Here is a 26,208-nt window from a genome sequence, read left to right on the forward strand (position 1 = left end):
CTTACGTTCCCGGCCGGCACACCCCTTCGCTCCGAGGGCCGAACAGCGCCTAGCCCAGCGCGCGTACCCCCGCCGTGACGGCCACGGCAACGCCCACAACCACCAGGAACGGGGCGCGCAGGACGAGGGCGAGCGCCGCGGCGGCGAGGCCCGCGCCCCTGGCGTCCAGGGTGAGGAGCCGGCCGTCGCCGAAGGTCTGCTGCGCGGTGAGCGCGGCCAGCAGGGCCACCGGAAGCAGGGCGGCGAGGCGTTGCACCAGCGGCCGTTCCAGTGCCCCGGCGGGCACCAGGAGGCCGACGAGCTTGGCGAGGTAGCAGCCGACGAAGGTCAGCGCGATGGCGATCCAGACGTTCATCGGCCGCCCTCCGCCCGGGTCGCACCGGTGTCCCCGGCCCCGGTCCGGCCCGTGCCGTCACCCTTGGCGCGCCCCACCAGGAACAGGACGACGGGCGCTGCCAGCGCGGACAGCAGCACGGGCACCCCGGCCGGCAGCACCGGCAGGAGGCCGAGGGCGAGCAGAACGGCGAGCGCCGCCGTCACGCGCTCCGTGGTGGACTTCAGCATCGGGGCGAGCAGCGCGAGGAAAACGGCCGGGCCGGCCGCGTCGAGCCCCCAGGCTTCGGTGTCGCCGAGCGCCTCGGCGCCCATGGCGCCCACCAGGGTGGTCAGGTTCCACAGCACGTAGAGCGTGAGCCCGGTGACGGTGAAGCCGAGCCGCGCGGCCCGCCGGGTGGGCTGGGGCAGCGTCACGGCGGTCGTCTCGTCGATGACCCACTGGGCGGCGAGCGGACGCACGGCGCGCGGCAGCGCGAGGAGCTGGGAGAGCCGCAGGCCGTAGAAGGCGTTGCGTACGCCGAGGAAGAAGGCCCCGGCGGCCGCGGTGTACGGATTGCCGCCGGCGGCGAGCGCGCCGACCAGGGCGAACTGGGAGGCGCCGGTGAAGACGAGCAGGCTGAGCGCGCACGTCTGGAGCAGGCTCAGGCCGGAGCCGGCCGAGGTGACTCCGAAGGCGAAGCCGGAGAGTCCGACGGCTATGCCGACGCCGAGCGCGTCGCGTACGACGGCCGAGTCCGGCTTGGTCCCGGCGGCACATGTGCTGCCGTCCGGCGGTTCGGCGGTGGTGCGGGTGGGTGCTGTCTGTTTGGCCACGTTCAGCACGCTACCGGGGCCGTTCCGGGCCGGTCTTGTACGTTCTTGCACGTTCGCGCTGGTAGGCGCCGGGGGTCACTCCCACGATCCGGGTGAAGTGACGGTGGAGATGCGGCTGGTCGGTGAAGCCGACTTCCGTCGCCGCGACCGAGGGAGCCGTGCCCGCGTCGAGCATCCGGCGCGCACGCCGCACCCGGGCGTCGGTGAGCCAGGTGTGCGGAGGCATGCCGTACTGCTTCTTGAACGCGCGCAGCAGCGCGAACGGGCTCGTGCCCAGTTCGGCGGCCAGCGCCTCCAGGGTCGGCGGTTCGGCCATCCGGGATTCCAGGAGGGCCCGGGCGCGCGCCGCGTCACGGGCTCCGGCGGCGCGCGGGGCCGAGACGGGAAAGGCGGTGCCGTGCCGGGCGAGCAGGCGGGTGACGACGATCCGCAGCACGCTGTCGGCGGCCAGGGCGTTGCCCTCCTCGGCCGCCCGGTGGACCTCGGCTATCAGCCGGGCCGCGCACGGATCGGTTACCCCGGTTTCGGCGAAGCCGACGGTGCCGCGCAGGCGCGTCGTATCGGCCGCGATGTCGCTGATGACCTGCGCGGACGGGTAGAGCGTGTCGTACGCCCAGCCTTCGGGGACACCGGCGCGGGCGCTGTGCGGCACCTCCGGGTTGATCATGACGACGGTCCCCGGCCCCGCGTGCAGGGTTCCCGACGGCATCCCGATGTCCTCGACGCCGTGGCTCACCGTGGCGACGACATAGCCCTCGTGGCTGTGGCGCGGGAAGGTGTGCCGGATGTAGCGGGCCCGCAGCAGGTCGAGGTCGGGCAGCTCCGCGTAACTCCAGTGCCGCGCCCACTCCCCCGGTTGCTGTGCTCCTGCCATGGTGGGATTCTCCCAGCTCGCGGGCGGTCGGGCCGCCGGTCCCCCGGCCCGCCCCGCGGTTGCCGGGGCCGTTGTCAGTGGCGGGGTGCACGATGGGGGACATGACCGGCTCCGCACTCGATTCCTTCTCCCCCGCGACCCGCAGTTGGTTCACGGGGGCGTTCAGCGCGCCGACCGCCGCGCAGGAGGGCGCCTGGCGGGCGATCGGCGAGGGATCGGACGTGCTGGTCGTCGCCCCGACCGGGTCGGGCAAGACGTTGGCCGCCTTCCTCGCCGCCCTGGACCGGCTGGCGGCGGTTCCCCCTCCGGCGGAGGCGAAGAAGCGCTGCCGCGTGCTGTACGTGTCGCCGCTCAAGGCGCTCGCGGTCGACGTCGAGCGCAATCTGCGCTCACCCCTGACCGGCATCCGCCAGGAGTCGGTGCGCCAGGGCCTGCCCGAGCCCGAGGTCCGGGTGGGCATCCGGTCGGGCGACACCCCGGCCGCCGAGCGCCGCTCGATGGCGACCCGGCCGCCGGACATCCTGATCACGACGCCCGAGTCGCTGTTCCTGATGCTGACCTCATCGGCCCGCGAGGCCCTGTCGGGCGTCGAGACGGTGATCCTGGACGAGGTGCACGCGGTCGCGGGCACCAAGCGCGGCGCCCATCTCTCCGTATCGCTGGAGCGCCTGGACGAGCTGCTGCCGCGGCCGGCCCGGCGCATCGGTCTGTCAGCCACCGTCCGGCCGGTGGACGAGGTGGCGCGCTTCCTGTCGCCCCGGCGCAAGGTGGAGATCGTCCAGCCGCCGTCCAGCAAGCGGTTCGACCTGTCGGTGGTGGTGCCCGTCGAGGATCTGGGCGAGCTGGGCGGCTCCCCCGCCACCGACGACACCTCGGGACAGGCCGAGAAGCCGTCGATCTGGCCGCATGTGGAGGAGCGGATCGCCGACCTCGTCCAAGCGCACCGCTCCACGATCGTCTTCGCCAACTCCCGCCGCCTCGCCGAGCGCCTGTGCAACCGGCTCAACGAGATCGCGTACGAGAGGGCCACCGGCGAGACCATGCCGGAGGCCCACTCCCCCGCCGAGATCATGGCGGAGTCCGGCGCGGCCAAGGGCGCCCCCGCCCTGCTCGCCCGGGCCCACCACGGATCGGTCTCCAAGGAGCAGCGGGCCCAGGTCGAGGAGGACCTGAAGGCGGGAAGGCTGCCCGCGGTGGTCGCCACCTCCAGCCTGGAGCTGGGCATCGACATGGGCGCGGTCGACCTGGTGATCCAGGTCGAGTCGCCGCCCTCGGTCGCCTCCGGCCTCCAGCGGGTCGGCCGCGCCGGCCACCAGGTGGGCGCGGTCTCCACCGGTGTCGTCTTCCCGAAGTACCGCGGGGACCTGGTGCAGGCGGCCGTGGTCACCGAACGGATGCGGACGGGCTCGATCGAGGCGCTGCGCGTCCCGTCCAATCCGCTGGACGTGCTGGCCCAGCAGCTGGTCGCGATGGTCGCGCTGGACAGCTGGCAGGTGGACGACCTGCTCGCGGTGGTCCGCCGGGCCGCCCCCTTCGCCTCGCTGCCCGAGTCGGCGTTCACCGCCGTCCTCGACATGCTCGCGGGCCGCTATCCGTCCGACGCCTTCGCGGAGCTGCGGCCCCGGGTGGTCTGGGACCGCGTCGCCGGTACGGTCACGGGCCGGCCCGGTGCGCAGCGCCTCGCGGTCACCTCGGGCGGGACCATCCCGGACCGGGGCCTCTTCGGGGTGTTCCTCGCCGGGTCGGACCCCAAGAAGGGCGGTGGCCGGGTCGGTGAGCTGGACGAGGAGATGGTCTACGAGTCCCGGGTCGGCGATGTCTTCACGCTGGGCACGACGTCCTGGCGGATCGAGGACATCACCCGGGACCGGGTCCTGGTCTCCCCCGCGCCCGGGGTGCCCGGGCGGCTGCCGTTCTGGAAGGGGGATCAGCTGGGCCGCCCGCTGGAGCTGGGCCGCGCCCTGGGGGCCTTTCTGCGCGAGCTCGGCGGGCTCTCCCCCGAGGATGCCCGGGACCGCCTGCTCTCGGCGGGGCTGGACACCTGGGCCGTCGACAACGTCCTGGCGTATCTGGACGAGCAGCGCCGGGCCTGCGGTCATGTCCCGGACGACCGGACCATCCTGGTCGAGCGCTTCCGGGACGAGCTGGGCGACTGGCGGGTCGTCGTGCACTCCCCGTTCGGCGCGCAGGTGCACGCCCCGTGGGCGCTGGCGCTGAGCGCCCGCCTCGCCGAGCGGTACGGGATGGACGCCCAGGTCATGCATGCCGACGACGGCATCGTGCTGCGGCTGCCGGACGCCGACATGATGGGCCTGGACCTCCTGGACTTCGATCCGGCGCAGGACCCGGCTGAGGAGTCCGGCCAGGGCCCATCCGCACCGCTCGCCCCGGCCAACACCGCCTTCGACAGCGACCAGCCCCCGGTCGGCGCCGCGGATGTGGCCTTCGACAAGGGCGAGATCGCGCAGATCGTCACCGACCAGGTCGGCGGCTCCGCCCTGTTCGCCTCGCGGTTCCGCGAATGCGCGGCCCGGGCGCTCCTGCTTCCCCGCCGCAGTCCCGGCAAACGCACCCCGCTCTGGCAGCAGCGCCAGCGCGCCGCGCAGCTCCTCCAGGTCGCCTCCGAGTTCGGCTCCTTCCCCATCGTTCTCGAAGCGGTCCGCGAATGCCTCCAGGACGTCTTCGACGTCCCGGGGCTCACGGAGGTGATGGGCGACCTGGAGGCCCGGCGCATCCGTCTGGTCGAAGTCACCACCCCGGAGCCCTCCCCGTTCGCCCGCTCCCTCCTGTTCGGCTACGTCGCCCAGTTCCTGTACGAGGGCGACTCGCCGCTCGCCGAACGGCGGGCCGCCGCGCTCTCCCTGGACTCCCGGCTCCTCGCCGAGCTGCTGGGCAGGGCGGAGCTCCGCGAACTGCTCGACGCCGATGTGCTGACCGAGCTGGAGCGCGAGCTCCAGTGGCTGGCGGACGACCGCCGGGTCAAGGACGCCGAGGGCGTCGCGGACCTGCTGCGGGTGCTCGGCCCCCTCACCGACGAGGAGCTGGCCGAGCGCGGGGCCCAGCCCGGCTGGGCGGAGCAGCTCGAGTCCGCCCGCCGCGCCATCCGCGTCCGGATCGCCGGAGCGGCCCACTGGGCGGCGATCGAGGACGCGGGCCGGCTGCGCGACGCCCTGGGCACGGCGCTCCCGGTCGGCGTGCCCGAAGCGTTCACCGAGCCCGTGAAGGACCCCCTCGGCGACCTCCTCGCCCGGTACGCCCGTACGCACGGCCCGTTCACCTCCACCGGAGCGGCGGCCCGGTTCGGCCTCGGCACGGCCGTCACCGACGGGGCGCTGCAACGGCTCGCGGCGTCGGGCCGCATCGTCCAGGGCGAGTTCCACCCCGCCGGCATCGGCCAGGAGTGGTGCGACGCCACGGTGCTGCGACGGCTGCGGCGGCGTTCGCTGGCCGCCCTCCGCCATGAGCTGGAGCCGGTCCCGCCCGCCGCCCTGGCCGGGTTCCTGCCGCAATGGCAGCATCTCGGCGGCAACAGCCTGCGCGGCATCGACGGACTGGCCCGAGCCGTCGAGCAGCTTCAGGGGGCGCCCGTCCCCGCCTCCGCGCTGGAACGGCTCGTCCTGCCCGGCCGGGTCACCGGCTACACCCCCGCGCTCCTGGACGAGCTGACCACCACCGGCGAGGTCGTCTGGGCCGGTGCGGGGGCCCTGCCGGGGAAGGACGGCTGGATCTCCCTCTACCTCGCCGACAGCGCCCCGCTGCTCCTCCCGCCGCCGCGCCCCTTGGAGCTCAGCGCGCTGCACGAGTCCGTGCTGACCGCGCTCGGCGGCGGCTACGGCCTGTTCTTCCGCCAGATCGCCGATCAGGTCCGCGCCACCACCCACCCCGACTGCACCGATCCGCAATTGGCGGACGCCCTGTGGGACCTCGCCTGGTCCGGCCGTCTGACCAACGACACCCTCGCGCCGCTGCGCTCCCTCCTGGGCTCGGGCCGCACGGCGGGCTCGACCGCGCACCGTGCCCGGCGGAATGTGCCGCGCGGCCGTTACGGCACCCTCACCGCCGCCGCCCGCCCGGCCTCACGCACCGGGCCGCCCACGGTCTCCGGCCGCTGGTCCCTGCTGCCGGCGCTGGAACCGGAGCCCACGCACCGCGCGCACGCCCTGGCGCGCACGCTGCTCGACCGCCACGGGGTGGTGACCCGGGGCGCGGTGCAGGCCGAGGGCGTCGAGGGCGGCTTCTCGGCGGCGTACCGGGTGCTGTCGGCCTTCGAGGACAACGGGCAGGCGCGCCGGGGGTACGTCGTGGAGGGGCTGGGGGCCGCCCAGTTCGCGATGGACGGCGCGGTCGACCGGCTCCGCGCGGTGTCCACGGCCCGGGACCGTACGGAGCCGGGCGCCGCACCCCGCGCCCTCGTCCTGGCGGCGGCCGACCCGGCCAACGCGTACGGCGCTGCCCTGCCGTGGCCGGAGCCGCCGGACGGGGCCGGGCACAAGCCGGGCCGCAAGGCGGGCTCGCTCGTGGTCCTGGTCGACGGTGAGCTGACGCTGTACATGGAGCGTGGCGGCAAGACGCTGCTGGCCTGGCCGACCGATCCGGACGACCCCGCGCTCCGGGCGGCGGCCGGCGCCCTGGCCTCGGCCGCTCGCGCCGGGGCCCTCGGCACGGTGACCGTGGAGCGCACGAATGGCGCCTCGTCCCTGACCTCGCCCCTGGGGCGCACGCTGGAGGCGGCCGGCTTCCTCGCCACTCCGAGGGGCCTGCGCCTGCGCGCGGCGTAAGGCGGGCAACGGCGACCGGGGCCGGGGCGCGCACGCTCCGGCGAACGCATCATGGAGGCATGCCCGAAGGAGACACCGTCCTGCAGACCGCCGCGCGGCTGCGGCACGCGCTGGCCGGACAGATCCTCACCACGTCCGACCTGCGCGTCCCCCGGTTCGCCACCGCCGACCTCACGGGCCGGACGGTGCTGGACGTCACCGCCCGGGGCAAGCACCTGCTGACCCGGATCGAGGGCGGTCTCACCCTGCACAGTCACCTCAGAATGGACGGCGCCTGGCGGATCTACGCCCCGGGCGAGCGCTGGCGCGGCGGCCCCGCCCACCAGATCCGTGCCGTCCTGGGCAACACGGCCCACACCGCCGTGGGCTACCGGCTCCCGGTCCTGGAGCTGATGCGCACCCAGGACGAGGAGCAGGCGGTCGGCCACCTCGGCCCCGATCTGCTCGGGCCGGACTGGGACGCCGACACGGCGCTGCGGAACCTCCTGAGCGACCCCGCCCGCCCGCTCGGCGAAGCCCTGCTCGACCAGCGCAACCTGGCCGGCATCGGAAACATCTACAAGGCGGAGCTCTGCTTCCTGGCGCGGGCCACCCCGTGGCTCCCCATCGGCGAGCTGCCCGGCCGGACGGCCACCCTGCTGGTCAGCACGGCGCACCAGCTGCTCGACGCCAACCGCGACCGCCCGAACCGCGTCACGACGGCCGGCGGCCGTTCCCGTACCGTCGCGAGCGCCGCCGCCCGGGCGCGCAGGCCGAGCGAGAACCTCTGGGTCTACGGCCGGGCGCACCGCCCCTGTCTGCGCTGCGGAACGCCGATCCGGGCGGCCGAGCAGGACGACCGCCCCGCCTACTGGTGTCCCGGCTGCCAGACCGGCCCGGGGCCCACCTGACGTACCCCGGCGCTCCGCGCGCGGCCGGGAGCGGCGGCCCCGGCTCCTACCTGACCACCCACCGCCGCCACGCGTGCGCCCGCCTCCGGGCCCAGGCCGTACCGCGCCGCAGGAGTCCCGTACCCGCATCGAAGATGCCGAGGGGTCTGGCCGTCGCGGCCACGTGCACCGGCAGGAGGCTGAGTCCCCAGCCACCCGCCGCCACCGCTCCCTCGACCACCCCGGCGTGCGCCGGGGCCAGCACCAGCCGCAGCACGGCCCACCACCACACACCGCAGAGAACGAGCGCCGGCACCCATCGCCGTACCATGGCTGCCTCCTCCGGCTTGATCCAAACGAAGGACCCTAGTCGCGCCCGTTCCGCCGGGGCGAGAGCGCACCGTTGCACCCCCGGCGCGCGCGGGGCGGGTCGCACAACCCCGCCCGGCACCGGCCCCTCTCAGCGCGGAGCCCCCACCGCGCGGGTGGGGGCTCGCCGAGGGCGGGTCAGTCCTTGTCGTTCTTGAGGGAGTCCTTGACGCCGTCCGCCCGGTCGCGGGCGCCGTCCATGGCGTCCTTGGCCTTGCCCTTGGTCTGGTCCGCCTTGCCCTCGGCCTCCTTGCGACGGTCGCCGGTCATCTTGCCCATGGCTTCCTTCGCCTTGCCGGTGACCTTGTCCTTGGCGCCTTCGTTCATGATGCTCTTACCTCCGTTGGAGAAATCCGGTGAGTGACGGCGTGCGATCAGGCGCTTTCGGCCTGGAACATCCACGCGTGCTTCTCGAGGTCGGCGGTCAGCGTGATCAGGATGTCCTGGCTGACCGGGTCCGGAGTCTCGGTCACCTCGATGCGCTCGCGCATCCGCCCGATCACCACGCCGAGGGCGTCGACCAGGGTCTTCACCGCGTCCACGTCCTTGATCCAGCCCTCGGGCACGGAGGCGATGGCCGTGCTCTTGGCGATCGTCGCGGCTCGGCCGTCCGGGTTGACGCCGATGGCGGACGCCCGCTCCGCGACGGTGTCGGAGTGCTGGCGAGCCGTGTCCACGACATCGTCGAGCTGGAGGTGCACGGACCTGAACCGCGGCCCGACCACGTTCCAGTGGACCTGCTTGGCCACCAGAGAAAGGTCGAGGAGATCCACCAGAGCGCCCTGCAGGGCCTCTCCGACGGTCTTGAGGTCGGTCTCGGACAGTGGGCTCTTCACCACAGACATGCACGTCTCCGATCTGGAATCCGTTCCGTTCAGCACCACCCACGATGGCACAAACGAAGCAAAACGGTCATTCGAGGAAGCTTCCGAAGAATCCACCCCGTGCCTGCGGGACGGGTTCCTCGGCCTCTCATCCACGCACCTGCCCCCCATCGCCCCGCTGACACGTTCGCCAGTGGACCAAAACCGCACGTAGGCACACGAAAGCCCCGGCTCTCCCCGCAGAGGGGGGAGAACCGGGGCTCCGGCTTCACACCGAACCGATCGGTCAGGCGGCGACTACGTCCACCGCTTCCGCGGGTGCCTTGATGGTCACCCGCCCCGTCGGTACACCCGCCACCGAGGTAACGGAGACGGAGTTGAGCATGGGGCGCACCGGTACAGGTACCGGATCGCTGGCTGCTGCCGACTCGGCCAGTTCGGCCAGGGACAGCTCATCGCTCACTTCACGCATGAGCTCGGACATCCGTACGTCAAGCGCGTCGCAAATGGCGGAGAGCAGTTCGGAGGATGCCTCCTTCTGCCCCCGCTCCACCTCGGAGAGATAGCCGAGCGAAACTCGGGCGGACGAGGAGACTTCGCGCAGAGTACGGCCTTGGCGCTGGCGCTGCCGACGCAGCACGTCACCCAGCAGGCGACGGAGCAGAATCATCGGTGGCTCCCTCCTCGGACCGCGTAGCCGCATCCTTCACGCCCCACCGTACCGCCTAGCGCTGCGGCCGTGCGGGGAGCGATGTCGTGTTCACTCAGGGCTGCAAACATCAATTCCCCCCGTTCTCTTCCGTATCCTGTGCGCTCGCATTCTCGTGGAGTTCGCCTGAGAGCAGGTCGAGCGCGCTTCGTACGCTCTTCTTACGGATGTCCGCCCGGTCGCCGTTCAACCGCAGCACGGACACTTTCTCGGTGCCGTCCGGGCCGCTGACCGCGACGAAGACCGTTCCGACGGGCCGGCCGTCCTGTGGTTCGGGGCCGGCGACGCCGGTGGTCGCCACTCCCCAGTCTGCGCCCAGAGCCCGCCGTACGCCTGTCGCCATCTGACGGGCGACGTCCGCGTCGACCGCTCCGCGCTCCGCGAGGAGACCGGCGTCCACCCCCAGGACTTCACTCTTGAGGGGGGTTGCGTAGGCCGTCACCGAGCCCCTGAAGGCTTGGGAGGCGCCCGGTACGGACGTGAGTTCGGCCGCGACCAGGCCGCCGGTCAGCGACTCCGCGACGGCGAGGGTCTCCCCCCGTTCGACGAGCAGTCGCAGCACCCGGCCCGCCGCAGTCACCGCTCGGCCTCCGCGGACCCCCGCGCCCCCGCCGACTCGGCAACCGTGCCGGGCTCATCGGACGAGCCCCGGGGCGCTTCCGCGGCCTGAGGCTCTTCCCCGGCCGCCCGCTCCGCCGCGAGGCCCTGGCGCCGCAGCACGACGGCCTGGCGGACGTAGTCGAGACCGGTGACGACCGTCAATACGACGGCCAACGCCATCACCCAGAAGCGCAGCGTCGCCAGTGGACCGGTCAGCGCCAGGACGTACATCCCGACGGCCGTCCCCTGCGCCAGCGTCTTCATCTTGCCGCCGCGGCTGGCCGGAATGACCCCGTGCCGGATCACCCAGAACCGCATCAGCGTGATGCCCAGCTCGCGGAAGAGGATCACGCCCGTGACCCACCAGGGCAGATCGCCCAGGTACGACAGACAGATCAGCGCCGCGCCCATGATCGCCTTGTCGGCGATCGGGTCGGCGATCTTTCCGAAGTCGGTGACCAGGTTGTACGTGCGCGCCAGATGCCCGTCGAACAGGTCGGTGATCATGGCGACGGCGAAGGCGGCCCAGGCGAAGGAGCGCCAGGCCGGGTCGTATCCGCCGTTGTGGAGCAGCAGCACCACGAAGCCGGGGACGAGCACGAGCCTGGCCATCGTCAGGAGGTTGGCGATGTTCCACAGACTGGCCTGATTGACCGCAGCGGCGCCCAGCTTTCCGCCGCGGACCGGTGTCGCGCCGGAACCGCCTGCCGCGGATGCCGGGGCTCCGGTCATCTGGCTACCTCCACAAGCTCACTGCACTCGGCGATCAGGTCCACGCCTTCGGTGCCCACGACCTTTGCCTCGACCATACGGCCCGGGACCAGGCCCTCGCGTGTGGTGAAGAGCACCTGGCCATCCGTTTCGGGCGCCTGGTGCGCGGCACGGCCGTAGGCGCGCGGCTCGTCCTCGGTGGGCTCGACGGACTCGACCAGCACCTGGAGCGTTTCGCCCATGCGCTCCTCGGCGCGCTGCGACGTCAGTTCCTCGGCGAGCTGGGAGATGTGCGCGAGGCGCTCCGCGATGACGTCGGCGTCGAGCTTGTTGTCGTAGCCGACCGCCTCCGTGCCCTCTTCGTCGGAGTAGCCGAAGACACCGATGGCGTCGAGACGGGCACCCGTGAGGAACCGTTCCAGCTCCGCGAGGTCGTCCTCGGTCTCGCCGGGGAAGCCCACGATGAAGTTGGACCGGGCTCCGGCCTGCGGTGCCTTGCCCCGGATCGTGTCCAGCAGCTCCAGGAAGCGGTCGGTGTCGCCGAAGCGGCGCATCGCCCGCAGCACGCCGGGCGCGGAGTGCTGGAAGGACAGGTCGAAGTAGGGCGCGACCTTCGGCGTCGAGGTGAGGACGTCGATCAGGCCGGGCCGCATCTCGGCGGGCTGGAGATAGCTGACGCGGATGCGCTCGATCCCGTCGACGTCCGCGAGCTCGGGAAGCAGGGTCTCCAGGAGACGGATGTCGCCGAGGTCCTTGCCGTACGAGGTGTTGTTCTCGGAGACCAGCATGACCTCCTTGACGCCCTGCTCGGCCAGCCAGCGGGTCTCGCCCAGCACGTCCGAGGGACGGCGCGAGATGAAGGAGCCGCGGAAGGACGGGATGGCGCAGAAGGAGCAGCGCCGGTCGCAGCCGGAGGCCAGCTTGACCGAGGCGACGGGGCTGGTGCCCAGCCGGCGGCGCAGGGGCGCGCGCGGCCCGGAGACCGGGGCGACGCCCTCCGGCAGGTCGGCGGGGGCGGGGGCGACCTCCTGCGCGTGGCCGGGCAGGGACACGGCGGCGTCCTGCCGCTCCGCAGGGCTGATCGGCAGCAGCTTGCGGCGGTCGCGGGGGGTGTGGGAGGCGTGGATGCCGCCGCTGAGGATGGTCTGGAGGCGGTCGGAGATGTCGGCGTAGTCGTCGAAGCCGAGGACACCGTCCGCTTCCGGCAGGGCCTCGGCGAGGTCCTTGCCGTAGCGCTCGGCCATGCAGCCGACGGCGACGACGGCCTGGGTGCGGCCGTGGTCCTTCAGATCGTTTGCTTCGAGGAGGGCGTCGACGGAGTCCTTCTTGGCGGCCTCCACGAACCCACAGGTGTTGACGACGGCGACGTCGGCATCGGAGGCATCCTCGACGAGCTCCCAGCCGTCCGCTGCCAGGCGGCCTGCGAGCTCCTCCGAGTCCACCTCGTTACGGGCGCAGCCAAGAGTGACAAGGGCGACGGTACGGCGTTCGGGCATGGACTCAAGACTACTTTGTCCCGGCACCGACCCCGCCGCGGAGGGTTGCACCGTTACCCACGGTGACAAAGACGGCGAGCGCCCGGCACGGTGGCCGGGCGCTCGCCGCGCCGCGATGTCCGAGGGTGACCGGTCAGCCGACCTCGGGGTCGCCCTTGGTGTACGAGAGGCGTTCGACCTGTCCGGGCTTGAACTGGTCCTCGACCTTCTTCCCGTTCACGAAGAGCTCGATCGAGCCCGCGTTGCCGAGGATGAGGTCGACGCGCTCCTTGTCCTGGAAGGTCTTCGACTCGCCCTGCTGGAGGGTGCCGTCGAAGAGGGCCCGGCCGTTGTGGTCCTTGGCGGAGATCCAGCTCTTGCCCTGGGTGGCGCTGAGCTTGACGGTGACCTTGTCCTGGGGCGCCGCGGCGATGGCGCTCTCGGACGGGGCCGGCTTGGGGTCGGCGGGCTTGCTGGCGGAGGGCTTCGGGGCGATCTTGTCGGAGGTCGGGCCCTCGGCGACACGGCCCGCGGTCGAGGGCTCGTCGCCGCCCTTGAAGAAGGTGAAGCCGACGAAGCCGATCACGGCGACGATCGCCGCGACCATGGCCGCCGTCCAGTTGGGCCTGCGGGGTTCGGAGCGGATGCGTTCGGCCTCGAACAGCGGCGCCGCCGGGGTGGGCGCGGGACGGCCGCCGTGCTCGGCGTCGTACTGCGCGATCAGCGGTTCCGGATCGGTGCCGACGGCACGGGCGAGCGTACGGATGTGACCGCGGGCGTACACGTCGCCGCCGCAGCGGGAGAAGTCGTCCTGCTCGATCGCGTGCACGATGGGGATGCGCACCCGGGTGGACGTGCTGATCTCTTCGACCGTGAGACCTGCGGCGAGTCGAGCCTGCTGCAGCACTCGACCGATCGAAGGCCGGTCGTCTTCGGGGGAGTTGCCGATGGACACGGGGGCGCCTTTCGAGCGTGAGCCACCTGCTGGGTGTTCAGTCTAGGGGGGGTACGAAAGGGTGGGGCAACCGGACGGGTGGACTTTGTACGCCATCAGATTCGAACAGAGCCGGTTTCGCCGGGCCGCCCCGGGGAAGGACGTTCCGTCCTTCCCTTCAACTTGACGTACGGCCCGGCGAAACGGTTGCCCGTAAAACTCTTACGAAGCGGTTTCCCCACGAATCTGTGCCAACACCCCGTCGAGCTCGTCGGGTTTCACCAGGACGTCGCGCGCCTTGGAGCCCTCGCTCGGTCCGACGATGTTGCGCGACTCCATCAGATCCATGAGCCGTCCCGCCTTGGCGAAGCCGACCCGCAGCTTGCGCTGGAGCATCGACGTCGATCCGAACTGGGTGGAGACGACCAGCTCCGCCGCCTGGCACAGCAGGTCGAGGTCGTCGCCGATGTCCTCGTCGATCTCCTTCTTCTGCTTCGTGCCGACCACCACGTCGTCGCGGAAGACCGGGGCCATCTGGTCCTTGCAGTGCTGGACGACGGCCGCCACCTCGTCCTCGGTGACGAAGGCACCCTGCATACGCGTCGGCTTGTTCGCACCCATCGGCAGGAACAGGCCGTCACCCTTCCCGATGAGCTTTTCGGCCCCGGGCTGGTCCAGGATGACGCGGCTGTCGGCGAGCGAGGAGGTGGCGAAGGCGAGCCGCGAGGGCACGTTCGCCTTGATCAGACCGGTGACGACGTCCACCGAGGGGCGCTGTGTGGCGAGCACCAGGTGGATGCCCGCGGCCCGCGCCAGCTGGGTGATGCGGACGATCGAGTCCTCGACGTCGCGCGGGGCGACCATCATCAGGTCGGCCAGCTCGTCGACGATCACCAGCAGGTACGGGTAGGGCGTGAGCTCCCGTTCGCTGCCCTCCGGCGTCTTGAGCTTGCCCGTGCGCACCGCGTGGTTGAAGTCGTCGATGTGCCGGTAGCCGAAGGCCGCGAGGTCGTCGTAGCGCAGATCCATCTCGCGTACGACCCACTGAAGTGCCTCGGCGGCCTTCTTGGGGTTGGTGATGATCGGCGTGATCAGGTGCGGGATGCCCTCGTACGCGGTGAGCTCGACCCGCTTGGGGTCGACCAGGACCATCCGGACGTCCTCCGGGGTGGCGCGCACCATGATCGAGGTGATCAGGCAGTTGATGCAGGAGGACTTGCCGGAGCCGGTCGCACCGGCCACCAGGACGTGCGGCATCTTCGCGAGGTTGGCCATCTCGTAGCCGCCCTCGACGTTCTTGCCCAGCGCGACGAGCATGGGGTGGTCGTCCTCGGCCGCGTCCGCCAGCCGCAGCACGTCACCGAGGTTGACCATCTCCCGGTCGGAGTTGGGGATCTCGATGCCGACCGCGGACTTGCCCGGAATCGGCGAGATGATGCGGACGTCGGGGCTGGCGACGGCGTACGCGATGTTCTTCGTCAGCGCCGTGATCCGCTCGACCTTCACGGCCGGGCCGAGCTCCACCTCGTACCGCGTCACCGTCGGCCCCCGGGTGAAGCCGGTGACGGCCGCGTCCACCTTGAACTCGGTGAACACGTTGGTCAGCGAGGCGACGATCGCGTCGTTGGCGGCGCTCCGGGTCTTTCCGGGACCGCCGCGCTCCAGCAGGTCGAGCGAGGGCAGCGAGTACGTGATGTCGCCGGAGAGCTGGAGCTGCTCGGCCCGGGCCGGCAGCGACTGGGCCTCGGGCGGCTCGGGGGCCGGCTTGGTCAGATCGGGTACCCCGGCCCCGGGCGTGACCTCCGCGCGCTTCCCGGCGGACTTGCCGGCCGGCTCCGCCTCCCTGGCACCCGGGACCGGCGTGCCCGCCCGCTCCCGGTCCACCGAGACGCCCTGGGTCAGGTCCGCGACGACGGGGGAGGGCGGCATGCCGTTGAGCACGGCTCCGTCGAGCGCGGCGGCAGCGGCGGCGGCGACGTCCACCGCGTCCATCGTGCGGTTCATCGCGGGCTGCACCGAGGGCCTGCGCGGCCTGCGGCGCTTGGACAGCGCCTCGGACTCCGCGAGGTCCGGGTCGTACGCGTCGGGCGCCTGGGAACGCCGGGAGCGGGGCGGCAGCGCCTCGCGCCACTGCTCGTCGTACCGCTCGTCGTCGCCCTCCTGCGTCTCGGGGTCGTACGCCGGCTCCACGATGCCCAGCTTGACGCCCAGCAGCCGCAGCCGCTGCGGGATGGCGTTCACCGGGGTCGCCGTGACGACGAGCAGCCCGAAGACGGTGAGCAGCAGGAGCAGCGGCACGGCCAGCACCTCGCCCATGGCGAAGATCAGCGGCTTGGAGGCGGCCCAGCCGATGAGGCCGCCCGCGTCCTGCATGGCCTCGGTGCCCTCGTCGCGCCCCGGCGAACCGCACGCGATGTGGACCTGACCGAGCACGCCGATGACCAGGGCGGAGAGACCGATGACGATGCGCCCGTTGGCCTCGGGCCGCTGGGGATACAGGATCAGCCGCACCGCGATGGCGCCCAGCAGTGTCGGCACGAGCAGGTCGAGCCGCCCGAACGCCCCGGTGACCAGCATCTCCACCAGGTCGCCGACGGGGCCGCGCAGATTCGACCAGGTGCCCGCGGCGACGATCAGCGCGAGGCCGAGCAGCAGCAGCGCGACGCCGTCCTTGCGGTGGGCCGGGTCGAGGCCCTTGGCGCCGCGCCCTATGCCGCGGAACATCGCGCCGACGGCGTGGGCCATGCCGAGCCAGAGGGCCCGCGCCAGCCGGTACACCCCGTTGGTGGGCGAGGGCGCCGGGCGCGGCGGGGCGGCTTTCTTCGCCGCGGTCTTCTTGGCCGGGGCCTTCTTCGCGGGCGCCTTCTTCGCTGCGGTCTTCTTGGCGGGCGCGGCTTTCTTCGCCGGACCCGGGCCACCGCCGACGCGCTTCGCGGTGCCCGCAGTGCCCTGGGAACCCTTGCCGGACGTACGTGAGGCCATGAGGCCGAGGTTACCGGTGTCCACCTCTGTGGACACCGGTGCGTGCCGGTTCACCCGTCCGTGTCGCCCTGGCCGGGCCGGAAACTGACGCGCCCTCACCGGCGGGTGCGCGCCGAAACCCCGCAGTCGTGGCTCAGTTGCCCGGGCGCGCCCGAAGACGCTCCGCACCCACGGCGGATGCGCCGCTACGAGGGAACGGCCGCGGACGTCCCGCCGGTGCCCGGCTCCAGCGCGTCGAGCGCGCGGCGCAGACCGGTCAGCTTCCGTTCGAGATGAGCGGCCGTCGCGACGGCGCCCGCGTCCGCGGACTCGTCGTCGAGCTGCTTCGACAGGGCCTCCGCCTGCTCCTCGACGGCCGCGAGCCGCGCCGAGAGCTCGGCCAGCAGACCGGCGGGCTCCTGCTCCTGCTGGGCGCTCGTCCGGCCGCCGCCCTCCAACTGGAGCCGCAGCAGCGCCGCTTGCTCCCGCAGCTGGCAGTTCTTCATGTACAGCTCCACGAAGACCGAGACCTTGGCACGCAGCACCCACGGGTCGAACGGCTTCGAGATGTAGTCCACCGCGCCGGCCGCGTAACCCCGGAAGGTGTGGTGCGGGCCGTGATTGATCGCGGTGAGAAAGATGATCGGGATGTCCCGGGTCCGTTCCCGCCGCTTGATGTGCGCGGCGGTCTCGAAACCGTCCATGCCCGGCATCTGGACGTCCAGCAGAATGACCGCGAAGTCGTCCGTGAGCAGCGCTTTGAGCGCCTCCTCCCCTGACGATGCCCGTACCAGTGTCTGATCGAGCGCGGAGAGGATGGCCTCCAGCGCGAGCAGATTCTCCGGCCGGTCATCGACCAGGAGGATCTTGGCCTTCTGCACCATGGCCCGTCCTCCTCGCCCCGGAATTGCACCGGGCGCCGCCCCGGGGGACGACTCCCTTACGCCGCCCGTCCCTGTGCCGGTCATGGTAACCGCACCCCGGCGGTCACCACACCCTGTCACCGTGATGTCACAGTGCACGTACCGGAAACGTGGCGGGAGACCAGAAGGTTCCCCGCCATCCCCGTTCCCACACCCCTTCGGACACCACCGGTCAACAAATCTTCATGGATTCTCGCAGTGTGCGCTCACTCACCCCGCACGTACTCTTCCATGACCGAAAGGAGATGGTCGGGATCGACCGGCTTGGTGACGTAGTCGGACGCACCCGATTCGAGTGCCTTCTCCTTGTCGCCCTTCATCGCCTTGGCGGTCAGGGCCACGATCGGCAGCTCCGCGAACTGCGGCATCCTGCGGATCGCCGAGGTCGTCGCGTAACCGTCCATCTCCGGCATCATGATGTCCATCAGTACGACCGTCACATCGTCATGCTGCTCCAGGACTTCGATGCCCTCGCGCCCGTTCTCGGCGTAGAGGACCGTCAGTCCGTGCTGTTCCAGCACGCTGGTGAGCGCGAAGACGTTCCGGACGTCGTCGTCCACGATGAGCACCTTCTCGCCGCCGAACCGGAACGTCCTGCGCGGCTGCTCGGGCTCCTCCTGACCGCCCACAGCCCACGCCTCCGGCTGGGCGGCCGGAGCCTCCTGCGGAACGGGGGCCGGCACCGCACGGGGCGGCAGCGCGGGCTGCTGCTGTGCGCCTCCGAGCGCCTTGCGCCGACGGCGCGGGGCGGCCTCGGCGGCGTCCGGCACGTACATCTGTCCGGCCTCCGGCGTCCGGCCGCCCTCGATCGCGCCGGTGTGGCCGTCAGGCTGCCCCGGAGCGAGCTGCGGGTAGCCCTGCGGCGGGAGTTCGCTCGGGTGCAGCGGCAGGTACAGGGTGAACGTGGAGCCGCGGCCGGGCTCGCTCGCCGCATGGATCTCGCCCCCCAGCAGCCGCGCGATCTCGCGGCTGATCGACAGGCCGAGGCCCGTGCCCCCGTACTTGCGGCTGGTCGTCCCGTCCGCCTGCTTGAACGCCTCGAAGATGACCCGCATCTTGCTGGCCGCGATCCCGATGCCGGTGTCGGTCACCGAGAAGGCGATCAGCTCGCCGTCCGCGTCCCGCAGTGAACCGGCCTCCAGCAGCTGCTCGCGGATGGCGTCCGGCACCTCCTGGCCGGCGTGCCGGATCACCAGCTCGACCGCCCCGCTGTCGGTGAACTTCACCGCGTTGGAGAGCAGGTTGCGCAGCACCTGGAGGAGCCGCTGCTCGTCCGTGTGCAGCGTGGCCGGCAGCTCCGGCGACACGCGTACGGAGAAATCCAGCCCCTTTTCCGCGGTGAGCGGCCGGAAGGTCGCCTCCACATAGTCCACGAGCTGCACCAGGGCGATCCGCGTCGGGCTGACGTCCATCTTGCCCGCCTCGACCTTCGACAGATCGAGGATGTCGTTGATCAGCTGGAGCAGGTCGGAACCGGCCCCGTGGATCGTCTCGGCGAATTCCACCTGCTTCGGCGAGAGATTGCCCTCGGCGTTGTCCGCGAGCAGCTTGGCCAGAATGAGCAGCGAGTTGAGCGGCGTACGCAGCTCGTGCGACATGTTCGCCAGGAACTCGGACTTGTAGCGCATCGAGACGGCGAGCTGTTCGGCGCGCTCCTCCAGGACCTGCCGCGCCTCCTCGATCTCCGTGTTCTTGACCTCGATGTCACGGTTCTGCCTGGCCAGCAGCTCGGCCTTCTCCTCCAGTTCGGCGTTGGACGCCTGGAGGGCCTTCTGCCGGTTCTCCAATTCCTGCGAGCGGTCGCGCAATTGCTCGGTGAGCTCCTGCGACTGTTCGAGAAGCTTCTCGGTCGTCGTGTTGACGCTGATGGTGTTGACGCTCGTGGCGATCATCTCCGCGAGCTGGTTCAGGAAGTCCCGCTGAATGTGCGTGAACGGCTGGAACGAGGCCAGTTCGATGACGCCGAGGACCTTGCCCTCGAACAGCACCGGCAGCACGATCACATGCGCGGGCGGCGCCTCACCGAGCCCGGACGAGATCTTCAGGTACCCCGGCGGAACGTTGTCCACCTGGATCGTCCGCTTCTCCTCGGCGGCCGTGCCGATGAGCGTCTCACCCGGCCGGAAGGACGTCGGCATGGAGCCGGCGGAGTAGCCGTAGCTTCCCCGCATCCGCAGCTCGTACGCCCCCTCTGCCTCGGCACCCAGCGCGTCGGTCTCGCCGGTGGGCGTCGCCAGGAAGAACGCGCCGTGCTGCGCGGAGACCACCGGGGTCAGCTCGCTCATGATCAGCGAGGCGACGTCGTCCAGGTCGCGCCGCCCCTGCATCAGACCGGAGATGCGGGCGAGGTTGCCCTTCAGCCAGTCCTGCTCCTTGTTGGTGGCGGTGGTGTCGCGCAGGTTCGCGATCATCGTGTTGATGTTGTCCTGGAGGGCCTGGATCTCGCCCGCCGCGTCCACGTCGATCTTCAGGTTCAGGTCGCCGCGCGTCACCGCCGTGGCGACGGCCGCGATGGCCCGCACCTGACGGGTCAGGTTCCCGGCCATCTCGTTCACCGACTCGGTGAGGTCGCGCCAGGTGCCGTCCACGTCACGCACCCGCGCCTGGCCGCCGAGCTGCCCCTCGGTGCCCACCTCGCGGGCGACCCGGGTCACCTGCTCGGCGAACGACGACAGCTGGTCGACCATCGTGTTGATGGTGTTCTTCAGCTCCTGGATCTCGCCGCGCGCGTCGATGTCGATCTTCTTGGTCAGGTCGCCCTTGGCGATGGCCGTCGTGACAGCGGCGATCTGACGCACCTGGCCGGTCAGGTTGGACGCCATCGAGTTCACGGACTCGGTGAGGTCCTTCCACGTACCGGAGACGCCCGGGACGCGCGCCTGGCCGCCCAGCTCGCCCTCGGTGCCCACCTCGCGGGCGACGCGGGTCACCTCGTCCGCGAAGGAGGACAGCGTCGTCACCATCGTGTTGACGGTGTCGGCCAGCTCGGCGACCTCGCCGCGCGCCTCGACGGTGACCTTCTTCGTCAGATCGCCGTTGGCGACGGCGGACGAGACCCGGGAGATGTTGCGCACCTGGCTGGTCAGGTTGTTGGCCATCAGGTTGACGTTGTCGCTGAGGTCCTTCCAGATGCCCGTCGCCCCGCGCACCCGCGCCTGGCCGCCGAGGATGCCCTCGGTGCCCACCTCGCGCGCGACGCGGGTGACCTCGTCGGCGAAGTTGAGCAGCTGGTCGACCATCGTGTTGACCGTCGTCACCAGTTCGAGGATCTCGCCCTTGGCGTCGACGGTGATCTTCTTGGACAGGTCACCGTTGGCGACCGCCGTCGTCACCTCGGCGATGTTCCGCACCTGAAGGGTGAGGTTGTTGGCCATGCCGTTGACGGACTGCGTGAGGTCCTTCCATGTACCGGAGACGCCCTGCACCTCGGCCTGACCGCCCAGAATGCCCTCGGTACCCACCTCGCGGGCCACCCGCGTCACCTGCTCCGCGAAGTTCGAGAGCTGGTCGACCATGGTGTTGAGGGTGTTCTTCAGCTCCAGGATCTCGCCGCGCGCGTCCACGTCGATCTTCTGCGACAGGTCACCGCGCGCCACCGCCGTGGCGACCTGCGCGATGTTACGGACCTGAGCGGTCAGGTTCCCCGCCATCCCGTTCACCGAGTCGGTCAGATCACGCCACACACCGGCGACGCCGGGCACCTGCGCCTGGCCGCCGAGCCGCCCGTCCGTACCCACCTCGCGGGCGACCCGGGTCACCTGCTCGGCGAAGGCGGACAGCTGGTCGACCATCGTGTTGATGGTGTTCTTCAGTTCCAGGATCTCGCCGCGCGCGTCCACGTCGATCTTCTGCGACAGGTCGCCCCGCGCCACCGCCGTGGTGACCTGTGCGATCTGACGCACTTGGGAGGTCAGGTTCCCCGCCATGAAGTTGACGGAGTCCGTGAGCTCCTTCCACGTACCGGAAACGCCGTCGACCCGCGCCTGACCGCCGAGGCGGCCCTCGGTGCCCACGTCACGCGCCATCCGCGTGACCTGGTCGGCGAACGAGGAGAGCTGCGCCACCATCGTGTTGACGGTGTTCTTGAGCTCCAGCATCTCGCCCGCGACGTCGACGGTGACCTTCTGCGACAGATCGCCGTTGGCGACCGCCGTCGTCACCTGCGCGATGTCGCGGACCTGACCCGTCAGGTTCCGGAAGGCCGTGTTCACGGAGTCCGTGAGGTCCTTCCAGGTCCCGGCGGCGCCCGGCACCTCTGCCTGCCCGCCGAGCCGGCCCTCGACGCCGACCTCCCGGGCCACCCGGGTCACTTCCGAACCGAAGGACTGCAGCTGGTCGACCATCGTGTTGACGGTGTTCTTCAGCTCCAGCATCTCGCCGGCCACGTCGACGGTGACCTTCTGCGTCATGTCACCGCTGGCCACCGCCGTCGTCACCTGCGCGATGTCCCGCACCTGGGTCGTCAGGTTCCGGAAGACCGTGTTCACCGAGTCGGTGAGGTCCTTCCAGGTCCCGGCGGCGCCCGGCACCTGCGCCTGGCCGCCGAGCAGGCCCTGCCCGCCGACCTCGCTGGCCACCCGGGTGACCTCGTCCGCGAAGGTGCGCAGCGTCTCGGTCATCTGGTTGATCGTCTCGGCGAGCTGGGCGACCTCGCCGCGCGCACTGACCTGCACCTTCTGCGACAGGTCACCGTTGGCGACCGCCGTCGTCACCTCCGCGATGCCACGCACCTGGGAGGTGAGGTTGCCGGCCATCGTGTTGACGGAGTCGGTGAGGTCCTTCCACACCCCGGCCACCCCCGGCACCACGGCCTGGCCGCCGAGCTCGCCCTCCGTACCCACCTCGCGGGCGACCCGGGTCACCTCGGAGGAGAAGGAGGACAGCTGGTCGACCATCGTGTTGACGGTGTTCTTCAGCTGAAGCATCTCGCCGGCCACATGGACGGTGACCTTCCGCGACAGGTCGCCCTTGGCCACGGCCGTCGTCACCAGCGCGATGTCGCGCACCTGTGCGGTGAGGCGGTACGCCATGGTGTTGACGGAGTCCGTGAGGTCCTTCCACGACCCGGACATCCCACGTACCTGCGCCTGGCCGCCCAGCTTGCCCTCGGTGCCCACCTCGACGGCCACCCGGGTCACCTGCTCGGTGAACGCCGACAGCTGATCGACCAGGTTGTTGACCGTACGGGCGACCTTCAGGAACTCGCCGCGCAGCGGCCGTACCGTGTCGTCCGCCGTGTGGGAGCGGAGCTCCATCCGCTGTTCGAGGTCACCGTCGGCCACCGCCGACAGCACCCGACCGACCTCCGAGACCGGACGCGCGAGATCGTCCACCAACTCGTTGGAGGCGTCGATCGCGGCGGCCCAGGACCCCTCGCAGGCGCCGGTCTCCAGGCGCTCGGTGAGCTTGCCCTCCCGCCCCACCACGCGCCGCACCCGGGCGAGCTCGCCGGTGAGGTGCACATTGCGGTCGGCGACCTCGTTGAAGACCGCGGCGAGCTCCGCCATCACGCCTTCGCCGGAGACCGTGACGCGCCTGCGGAAGTTGCCGTCGCGCATGGCGACCAGACCGGCCAGCAGTCTGTGGAGCGCCGCCGCGTCTACCTCGACGGTCCCATTGCGCTGCTTCTTCACGGCCTGCCCGCCCTTATTGCGCGTACCCGAACCCCGCGCCGCCACGTCAGACTCCACCGTGTCCCTCCCGCAGGGGTTGACCTTCTAGCTAGAACCTCGTCCGAGAGCCTGCCCAGAACTTTCACGGCTCACCGCCACAGCCCACCGTCGACGGGTGACCATGCGGACGTCAAATCGTTGAAACGTACCAGGCGGGAACCGGTCGGGGTGGAACCTCCCATGGTTGTCCCACATCCCTCCGAGGGGAACCCCATCCTGTCCGGTCATCCGCCCGTTCCCGCCCGGCCCTGTCCGAAGTCCGCCCTCGTGTACCCGGTGCGCGGGGGGAGCGTCTAGCCTGGCAGGCGAATCGAAGCGGCGAGAAACGGGCACGGACTCGGGGAAGCGACGAGACACCATATGGGGAGTGCTGTGATCACGGCGCGTGCGGCTGCCACCTTCGACCCGGTGGCGCGCTCCGTCGCGACGGCCCGTGCCTTTGTCCGTGACACCCTCCAGGGCTGGGGCTACACGGACGTCGTGGACGACGCCGTCGTCCTGACCAGCGAGCTCGTCACCAATGCCGTGATCCACGCCGGCACCGCCGCGGACGTGCTGTGCCTGCGCACGGAGGACGGCGTGCGAGTGGAGATCGCCGACCACTACCCGGAGCGGGAGATCCCGCTCCAGCCGGCCGCCCTGGATCTCGGCAGCCTCGACAGTGAGAACGGCCGCGGTCTGCTGCTGTGCGCCGCTCTCGCTTCCCGCTGGGGCGTCGAATACTCCCCCACGCGCAAACATGTCTGGTTTCAGCTCGATCTTCCTGACCGCCCGGTGGGCGTCCGCTCGGCCGGTCCCCTGCTGCCCGTGGGCCTCCTCCCGGTCACCGACGAGCGCGTCAGGGTCGCCGTCGTCCAGGTCGACAGCGAGGGTGCCGTCGCCGCGTGGAACGACGACGCCGCGTACCTCTTCGGTTACACGACGGACCAGGTCATCGGCAAGCAGCTCACCGATTTCACCGCCTGGCCGCAGACCCCGGGCACCAGCACCGGCATCGCGGACGCCCTGCGCCTCTCCCGCTGGGAGGGCAGCTACGGCATCCGGGGCGCCGATGGCCGCACCATCCCGGTCTACGGCTCCCACCTGCGCGTACGGGACCCGCAGGGCGAGCCGTCCACGGTCTGCCTGCTGGTGCGCGACTACGAGCGCGCGGTTCTCCAGACCCCTGTGCGCGCCCCGGTCTCCGACGCCTCCGAGAGCCGCCAGACGGACCCCTTCGAGGTCTTCATCGGCTCCCCCGCCCCCGACGACCTCGACGGCCTGCTCCAGCGCACCGTCGAACGGGCGCGCGACATGCTGGACGCGGACGCCGCCTTCCTGCTGCTGGCGACGGACGACGAGACCGAGCTGGAGGTGCGCGCCACGACCGGCCTGCCCTCCGCCCGCCAGCGCTTCGCCCGCGTCCCCGTCGAGGCCGGAACCGGCAGGTACGGCTCCGCCCGGATGCCCGCCGTCCACGAGGACCTGGACGCCGTCCCGGGCGCGGTTCCGCTCCTCGCCAACACCGGCATGCGCTCGGTGGTCACGGTCCCCCTGAAGGTCGAGGGGCGCCTCACGGGCTCCCTGGGCGTCGCGGCGGAGGCCGCCGGCCGCTATTCCAACGAGGAGGCGCTGCGCCTCCAGTTCGCCGCGGACCGGATCGCCCTCGCCGTCGAGTCGGCACGCCTCGGTGAGCTGGAACGGCTGCGCCGCGGCTCGCTGTCCTTCCTCGTCGAGGCGTCGGACCTGCTGGCGGGCACCCTGGACCGGGATCAGACGCTCGCCCTGATGGCACAGATGACGGTCCCGACGCTGGCGACGTGGTGCGCCGTGTACACGATCGCCGACCCGGCGTCGGACCCGGAGCTCTCCTACGTGCTGCACGAGGACGAGGAGCGCATCGACGGGCTCAAGAGCCTGCTCACCAGAATCTCCCCGCCGGAGCCCGTGCGGACCCCCGGGGCGCGCGTGTGGGCCGCTCCTTCCCAGGCCGCCCACGAGGCGGCGCTGCGGACCTCGATGCGGAGCATCGGGATCGGCGACGCGGGCGGCCTCGGCTCGACCACGCGCACGACCCTGGCGACCGCGGCGGCGGTGGGCGGCGAGACCGTCGTCCTGCCCCTGGTCGCCCGGAACCGCGTCATCGGCATGCTGACACTCGGAAAGCCGTCCGACGACCACTTCCGCCAGGAGATCCTGGAGCTGGCCGAGGACCTGTCCCGCCGGGCCGCCCTGGCCCTGGACAACGCCCGCCTCTACTCGGAGCGGACGGCGATCAGCCAGTCCCTGCAGCGCAGCCTCCTTCCGCCGGGCCTTCCCGCCGTGCCCAACGTCGAGGTGGACGTCATCTACCGCGCGGCCGGCGAGGGCAACGAGGTCGGCGGCGACTTCTACGACGTCTTCCCGATCCGGGACGGCGCGTACGGGTTCGCCATCGGAGACGTCTGCGGTACGGGGCCCGAGGCGGCGGCCGTCACGGGCCTGGCCCGGCACGCCCTGCGCCTGCTGGCCCGGGAGGGCTTCGGCGGCCCCGCGGTCCTGGAACGGCTCAACGCCGCGATCCTCGACGAGGGGACCCGCAGCCGCTTCCTCACGCTGCTCTACGGCGAGCTGTGGCCGCAGGAGGACGGCAGCGCGCTGCTGAAGGTCGTCTGCGCGGGCCACCCGCTGCCGCTGCGTCTGCGCCAGGACGGCTCGGTGGAGCCGGCGGCGGACCCGCAGCCACTGCTGGGCGTCATGGAGGACCTGGAGCTGTACGAGCAGGAGTTCACGCTGGAGCCGGGCGACGTCCTGTTGTGCGTGACGGACGGTGTGACGGAACGCCGCGAGGGCACGCGGATGCTCGGCGACGACGGCCTGGCTGACGTACTCGCCCACTGCACGGGGCTCACAGCGGGCGCCGTGGCCGCACGCATCCTCCGGGCGGTAGAGCGCTTCGCCGCCGAACCACCGTCGGACGACATGGCCATCCTGACAATGAGGGTGCCTGAACCCCAGTAGGCCCTTTCGTTCCAGCGGCGAACGAGCAGGCACATGAAGAAAGGCCCCGCCGGATGGCGGGGCCTTTCTTTTTTTCCTGAGCCCCAATGCGGAATCGAACCGCAGACCTTCTCCTTACCATGGAGACGCTCTACCGACTGAGCTATTGGGGCCTTGCTGCCCTGCGGCAACGAGCTAAAGCATACCCTGATCCAGGGGTTATGCAAAACCGCCGGGGCCGGCGAGTGCGCCGGGGCCACACAAGGCTCCCCGAGCGACCCGGGAACGCAGAAAAGCCCCGTGCCAACGGCACGGGGCTTCCCCACAATGATTGTTCGGCGGCGTCCTACTCTCCCACAGGGTCCCCCCTGCAGTACCATCGGCGCTGAAAGGCTTAGCTTC

Annotated in this window: 17 protein-coding genes and 1 tRNA gene; 3 read left to right on the top strand and 15 right to left on the bottom strand. The window is 71.3% G+C overall.

Features of this window, described 5'->3' with window-relative positions; genetic code table 11:
- Positions 1-49 precede the first annotated feature (49 nt).
- The 3 genes from AB0L33_RS24125 to AB0L33_RS24135 are packed head-to-tail and all read right to left on the bottom strand — an operon-like array spanning position 50 to position 2,023.
- Positions 50-355, bottom strand: a complete 306-nt coding sequence (locus tag AB0L33_RS24125) for an AzlD domain-containing protein (protein WP_365684617.1) — start codon at positions 353-355, stop codon at positions 50-52.
- Entirely contained in the window at positions 352-1,149 is a 798-nt protein-coding gene (locus AB0L33_RS24130; RefSeq protein WP_365684619.1) for an AzlC family ABC transporter permease, read from the bottom strand. Before AB0L33_RS24130 ends, AB0L33_RS24125 begins: the two co-directional genes overlap by 4 nt.
- Before the next feature lie 10 nt (positions 1,150-1,159).
- Positions 1,160-2,023, bottom strand: a complete 864-nt coding sequence (locus AB0L33_RS24135) for an AraC family transcriptional regulator (RefSeq protein WP_365684621.1) — start codon at positions 2,021-2,023, stop codon at positions 1,160-1,162.
- Positions 2,024-2,124: 101 nt separating this feature from the next.
- Here AB0L33_RS24135 and AB0L33_RS24140 point away from each other — a divergent pair, with 101 nt between their 5' ends.
- Positions 2,125-6,801, top strand: coding sequence for a DEAD/DEAH box helicase (locus AB0L33_RS24140; RefSeq protein ID WP_365684623.1), 4,677 nt, complete (start codon positions 2,125-2,127; stop codon positions 6,799-6,801).
- A 59-nt stretch (positions 6,802-6,860) separates the two neighbouring features.
- Positions 6,861-7,691, top strand: a complete 831-nt coding sequence (locus tag AB0L33_RS24145; RefSeq protein ID WP_365684625.1) for a DNA-formamidopyrimidine glycosylase family protein — start codon at positions 6,861-6,863, stop codon at positions 7,689-7,691.
- Between the two features lie 46 nt (positions 7,692-7,737).
- Here AB0L33_RS24145 and AB0L33_RS24150 read toward each other — a convergent pair whose 3' ends face one another.
- The 11 genes from AB0L33_RS24150 to AB0L33_RS24200 all read right to left on the bottom strand — a co-directional run bounded on the left by AB0L33_RS24150 (position 7,738) and on the right by AB0L33_RS24200 (position 22,809).
- Positions 7,738-8,001, bottom strand: coding sequence for a hypothetical protein (locus AB0L33_RS24150; protein WP_365684627.1), 264 nt, complete (start codon positions 7,999-8,001; stop codon positions 7,738-7,740).
- A gap of 176 nt (positions 8,002-8,177) precedes the next feature.
- On the bottom strand, positions 8,178-8,366 hold the full coding sequence (locus AB0L33_RS24155) for a CsbD family protein (protein WP_365684629.1): 189 nt from the start codon (positions 8,364-8,366) through the stop codon (positions 8,178-8,180).
- A 47-nt stretch (positions 8,367-8,413) separates the two neighbouring features.
- Positions 8,414-8,884: a DNA starvation/stationary phase protection protein gene (locus AB0L33_RS24160; protein WP_365684630.1), complete on the bottom strand. Its 471-nt coding sequence runs from the start codon at positions 8,882-8,884 to the stop codon at positions 8,414-8,416.
- A 265-nt stretch (positions 8,885-9,149) separates the two neighbouring features.
- Complete coding sequence (locus tag AB0L33_RS24165; protein WP_018105285.1) at positions 9,150-9,533, bottom strand: helix-turn-helix transcriptional regulator; 384 nt, start codon at positions 9,531-9,533, stop codon at positions 9,150-9,152.
- A 109-nt stretch (positions 9,534-9,642) separates the two neighbouring features.
- Positions 9,643-10,152, bottom strand: coding sequence for a nicotinamide-nucleotide amidohydrolase family protein (locus tag AB0L33_RS24170; RefSeq protein WP_365684632.1), 510 nt, complete (start codon positions 10,150-10,152; stop codon positions 9,643-9,645).
- Positions 10,149-10,904 (bottom strand): CDP-diacylglycerol--glycerol-3-phosphate 3-phosphatidyltransferase, encoded by a 756-nt coding sequence (gene pgsA, locus AB0L33_RS24175; RefSeq protein ID WP_365684634.1) that lies wholly within the window; start codon positions 10,902-10,904, stop codon positions 10,149-10,151. The genes AB0L33_RS24170 and pgsA overlap by 4 nt, the downstream gene beginning before the upstream one ends.
- Positions 10,901-12,379: a 30S ribosomal protein S12 methylthiotransferase RimO gene (rimO, locus tag AB0L33_RS24180; protein ID WP_365684636.1), complete on the bottom strand. Its 1,479-nt coding sequence runs from the start codon at positions 12,377-12,379 to the stop codon at positions 10,901-10,903. Before rimO ends, pgsA begins: the two co-directional genes overlap by 4 nt.
- Positions 12,380-12,512: 133 nt before the next feature.
- Positions 12,513-13,313, bottom strand: a complete 801-nt coding sequence (locus AB0L33_RS24185) for a helix-turn-helix domain-containing protein (protein WP_365684638.1) — start codon at positions 13,311-13,313, stop codon at positions 12,513-12,515.
- A 201-nt stretch (positions 13,314-13,514) separates the two neighbouring features.
- Positions 13,515-16,274 carry a DNA translocase FtsK gene (locus tag AB0L33_RS24190; RefSeq protein WP_365684640.1) on the bottom strand — a complete coding sequence of 920 codons (2,760 nt, stop codon included), beginning with the start codon at positions 16,272-16,274 and terminating at the stop codon, positions 13,515-13,517.
- A 185-nt stretch (positions 16,275-16,459) separates the two neighbouring features.
- Positions 16,460-17,137 carry a response regulator gene (locus AB0L33_RS24195; protein ID WP_365684642.1) on the bottom strand — a complete coding sequence of 226 codons (678 nt, stop codon included), beginning with the start codon at positions 17,135-17,137 and terminating at the stop codon, positions 16,460-16,462.
- 245 nt (positions 17,138-17,382) lie between these two features.
- A complete protein-coding gene (locus AB0L33_RS24200) occupies positions 17,383-22,809 on the bottom strand; it encodes a HAMP domain-containing protein (RefSeq protein WP_365684669.1) in 5,427 nt (1,808 codons plus the stop codon).
- Positions 22,810-23,220: 411 nt separating this feature from the next.
- Between AB0L33_RS24200 and AB0L33_RS24205 the strand changes: the two genes are divergently transcribed.
- Entirely contained in the window at positions 23,221-25,827 is a 2,607-nt protein-coding gene (locus tag AB0L33_RS24205) for a SpoIIE family protein phosphatase (RefSeq protein WP_365684643.1), read from the top strand.
- Between the two features lie 79 nt (positions 25,828-25,906).
- On the opposite strand, the gene AB0L33_RS24210 is transcribed toward AB0L33_RS24205, so the two are convergent.
- A tRNA-Thr gene (locus AB0L33_RS24210) sits at positions 25,907-25,979 on the bottom strand.
- Between the last annotated feature and the right edge of the window lie 229 nt (positions 25,980-26,208).

Origin of the sequence: Streptomyces sp. NPDC052299, from assembly GCF_040679335.1 — a bacterium.
Taxonomy (GTDB): Bacteria; Actinomycetota; Actinomycetes; order Streptomycetales; family Streptomycetaceae; genus Streptomyces.

Bases quoted from the DNA above. Each gene is read 5' to 3' on its own strand.
- AB0L33_RS24125 (WP_365684617.1), bottom strand. From the start codon at position 355: ATGAACGTCTGGATCGCCATCGCGCTGACCTTCGTCGGCTGCTACCTC.
- AB0L33_RS24135 (WP_365684621.1), bottom strand. From the start codon at position 2,023: ATGGCAGGAGCACAGCAACCGGGGGAGTGGGCGCGGCACTGGAGTTAC.
- AB0L33_RS24140 (WP_365684623.1), top strand. From the start codon at position 2,125: ATGACCGGCTCCGCACTCGATTCCTTCTCCCCCGCGACCCGCAGTTGG.
- AB0L33_RS24145 (WP_365684625.1), top strand. From the start codon at position 6,861: ATGCCCGAAGGAGACACCGTCCTGCAGACCGCCGCGCGGCTGCGGCAC.
- AB0L33_RS24150 (WP_365684627.1), bottom strand. From the start codon at position 8,001: ATGGTACGGCGATGGGTGCCGGCGCTCGTTCTCTGCGGTGTGTGGTGG.
- AB0L33_RS24155 (WP_365684629.1), bottom strand. From the start codon at position 8,366: ATGAACGAAGGCGCCAAGGACAAGGTCACCGGCAAGGCGAAGGAAGCC.
- AB0L33_RS24160 (WP_365684630.1), bottom strand. From the start codon at position 8,884: ATGTCTGTGGTGAAGAGCCCACTGTCCGAGACCGACCTCAAGACCGTC.
- AB0L33_RS24165 (WP_018105285.1), bottom strand. From the start codon at position 9,533: ATGATTCTGCTCCGTCGCCTGCTGGGTGACGTGCTGCGTCGGCAGCGC.
- pgsA (WP_365684634.1), bottom strand. From the start codon at position 10,904: ATGACCGGAGCCCCGGCATCCGCGGCAGGCGGTTCCGGCGCGACACCG.
- rimO (WP_365684636.1), bottom strand. From the start codon at position 12,379: ATGCCCGAACGCCGTACCGTCGCCCTTGTCACTCTTGGCTGCGCCCGT.
- AB0L33_RS24190 (WP_365684640.1), bottom strand. From the start codon at position 16,274: ATGGCCTCACGTACGTCCGGCAAGGGTTCCCAGGGCACTGCGGGCACC.
- AB0L33_RS24195 (WP_365684642.1), bottom strand. From the start codon at position 17,137: ATGGTGCAGAAGGCCAAGATCCTCCTGGTCGATGACCGGCCGGAGAAT.